We start from the raw sequence: 2,777 nt of genomic DNA on the forward strand, positions 1-2,777 counted from the left end.
CAAACATCCTGTTTTGGGAGGGGCATTCCCCCAAACTGGGGCTTGGTGGCTTCAAAAAACTCGTGGGGGGAGCGAGCCTGCTCGCGAAGGGGCCAGCCTAATCAATGAATAATTCAGGCCTGCCCGCGCAAATGCTCAAACAACATCCGGCTCACCGGCGACAGCAGCGCCTCATCGCGCACCACCAGAATCAGTGCCCGGTCCGACCATTCATCGGTCAACGGCACTGCATGCAACCCCAGCGCCCGGCCAAACAACTCATAGGCCCGCTGCGGCAAGACGCCAATGCCCATGTTGGCCTGGATCATGCGGCACATGGCATCGAAGCCCGGCACATGTATGCGCACCCGCAAGACCCTGCCAGCCTCCCGCGCCGCCGCATGGGTGCGCATGTTGATCGAACTGGCTGCATGCAGGCCGACGTAATCACTGTCCAGGGTCTCGGCAAATGCCAGGCTCGAACGGCGGGCCAACGGATGATCCGGCAGCATCAGCACCATCAGTTTGTCCTGACGGTAGACCACGCTGTGCAGGCCTTTGATGTCGCTGTCGATGGAGCAGATCCCGAGGTCGGCCACGCCATCCAGCACCCCCTGAATCACCCCGGCGCTGGGCCGCTCTTCAAGGTCGGTCTTGACCTGCGGATGACGCTCGGAAAAGTCCCGCAAGTCCTCCGGCAGGAACTGGATGATCGCCGACAGATTGGCCAGCATCCGCACATAACCGCGCACACCGTGGCTATGCTCGCCCAACTCAAGCCCCATTTTCTCGACGTTGAACAACATCTGCCGCGCATGGTGCAACAGCGTTTCACCCGCCGGAGTCAATGTCATGCCCTTGGCCTGACGCACAAACAGGCTGATCCCCAGCGCCTCCTCCAGCTCCATCAAACGCTTGCTCGCCGCCGACACCGCGATCGCTTCGCGCGAGGCGGCACGGGTCAGGGTGCCTTCTTCATGGACGGCGACGAACAGTTGCAGGGTGATCAGGTCGAGGCGGCGGATCAGGCTTTTTTGCAGCATCAGGGACTCGCGATGTCAGCTCGGGCGAAGTCGCAGCATAGCGCTCTTCGCCCGGACTGTGCCGTGGCCTGGGCACTCGCTCGTGATAAAGTCGCCGCCCATCAGCCCCCTTGCCTTGAGACTTTGATCGCAATGACCGATTTCCTGGATGTCGACGCCCAACTTGAAGACTGGAACGTACTGCGCACCCGCGCTGCGTTCGCCGGCTTGCTGGTGGGCAACGGCGCCAGTCGTGCGGTATGGGACGACTTCGGCTACGACTCGCTGTTCGAAAACGCCCGCACCGTCGAAGAAAAACCCATGAGCCCGTCCGAGCTGAGCGTGTTCGATGCCATGCAGACACGCAGTTTCGAACAGGTGCTGAGCGCGCTGAAGACCACCAGCCGGGTCAACAAGGCTCTGGCCGTCAGTTCCGCCGCGCCGCGTAATCGTTACTACGCGATCAAGGAAGCGCTGATCAATACCGTGCACGCGGTGCACATTCCGTGGAGGCTGGTCGAGGCTTCGACCCTGGCGACGATCAGTCAGGAACTGGCCCGTTATCGCACGGTGTTCACCACCAACTACGACCTGCTCAACCACTGGGCGCTCCAGCATCAACCGGACGCGATCACCGATCTGTTCCAGGGCGCCGAACCTGCTTTCGACCTGAGCGCCACCGCCACCGACAAGACCCGCCTGCTGTACCTGCACGGCGGCCTGCATCTGGTGCGCAATCAGGACGGCACCGCACGTAAGTTGATGTCAACCGAAGGCACGTTGTTGGGCAATTTCGCCATCAACAACACGATCAAAACCCTCGACGACGTGCCGCTGTTCGTCAACGAAGGGCTGAGTGCGGACAAGCTCAAAACCATCCGTAGTTCGGATTACCTGTCGTTCTGCTATGAGCAGTTGCTGGGTCACAGCGACGGTTTATGCCTCTTCGGTCATGCACTGGGCGAGCAAGACAGCCACATCGTGCAGGCCTTGCGTCTGGCGAAACCGCACGTTGTGGCCATCTCGATTTATCCGCGCAGCAAAGCGTTCATCCAGCATCAGAAACGTTATTACGCGAAGGTGTTCGAGGGGACGGGGATTGAGTTGCGATTTTTTGATTCGAAGACGCATGCGTTGGGGAATCCGAAGCTATCGGTTCCCGTCGAAGTTTAGCGTGATCCCTGTGGGAGCGAGCCTGCTCGCGAATGCGATATGACATTCAACAATGATGTCGACTGACACACCGCCTTCGCGAGCAGGCTCGCTCCCACAGGTGTTTTCAAAGAATGGGTAAGGTCTTGTCCTTGATCACCTTGGTCGGGCCATTGGCCTTCACGCTGGCGATGCCTTTTTCCATCGCGGCCGCCGATGAATAGGACTCACTGTTGCCAATGGTCTCGTGGTTACCGGCCTTGAGATTGAAGTAAGGATGGCCGTCCTTGGTGGTTTTCTTCTCGTAGCGCTCATCCAGCGGGCTGTTGGCCTGGACCGACGCGATGCCTTTGTCGGCGGCGGCGCGGGTGGTGTACAGCTCACTGGTCAGAATGGTTTCGGCGTTTGCCGCCTTCAGGACAAACCTGAACTGACCGCTGCTGTTTTTGCTCACTTCGTACCATCCGGACATGCTCTTTCTCCTTGGCGATTGAGAGGTTGCGCGCTTCAGAGTAAAGACCAGCCTGAGATTTCTGTCGCCTGTACCGGCCTCATCGGGGGGGGGGGGGAGGGCACAGGAGGGGGGGGCGGGAGGGGGGGGGGGGGGGGGGGAGGTGGGGGGGG

The 2,777-nt window shown here is 60.3% G+C and carries 3 protein-coding genes; 1 reads left to right on the forward strand and 2 read right to left on the reverse strand.

Going from position 1 to position 2,777, the window contains the following annotated elements; all coding sequences use genetic code 11:
- Positions 1-113: 113 nt before the first annotated feature.
- Positions 114-1,022 (reverse strand): LysR family transcriptional regulator, encoded by a 909-nt coding sequence (locus ACSFE6_RS31300; RefSeq protein ID WP_435431233.1) that lies wholly within the window; start codon positions 1,020-1,022, stop codon positions 114-116.
- Positions 1,023-1,154: 132 nt separating this feature from the next.
- Here ACSFE6_RS31300 and ACSFE6_RS31305 point away from each other — a divergent pair, with 132 nt between their 5' ends.
- A complete protein-coding gene (locus ACSFE6_RS31305) occupies positions 1,155-2,174 on the forward strand; it encodes a DUF4917 family protein (RefSeq protein ID WP_435431234.1) in 1,020 nt (339 codons plus the stop codon).
- 106 nt (positions 2,175-2,280) lie between these two features.
- Here ACSFE6_RS31305 and ACSFE6_RS31310 read toward each other — a convergent pair whose 3' ends face one another.
- The gene (locus tag ACSFE6_RS31310) at positions 2,281-2,625 is read right to left on the reverse strand and encodes a YegP family protein (protein WP_435431235.1); all 345 of its coding nucleotides are present in this window, start codon (positions 2,623-2,625) and stop codon (positions 2,281-2,283) included.
- Positions 2,626-2,777 lie beyond the last annotated feature (152 nt).

Source organism: Pseudomonas baetica, assembly GCF_051216495.1.
Classification (GTDB): domain Bacteria; phylum Pseudomonadota; class Gammaproteobacteria; order Pseudomonadales; family Pseudomonadaceae; genus Aquipseudomonas; species Aquipseudomonas baetica_B.

What these genes read in the sequence shown, in the direction of transcription:
- ACSFE6_RS31300 (WP_435431233.1), bottom strand. Translation starts at nt 1,022, where the DNA reads ATGCTGCAAAAAAGCCTGATCCGCCGCCTCGACCTGATCACCCTGCAA.
- ACSFE6_RS31310 (WP_435431235.1), bottom strand. Translation starts at nt 2,625, where the DNA reads ATGTCCGGATGGTACGAAGTGAGCAAAAACAGCAGCGGTCAGTTCAGG.
- ACSFE6_RS31305 (WP_435431234.1), top strand. Translation starts at nt 1,155, where the DNA reads ATGACCGATTTCCTGGATGTCGACGCCCAACTTGAAGACTGGAACGTA.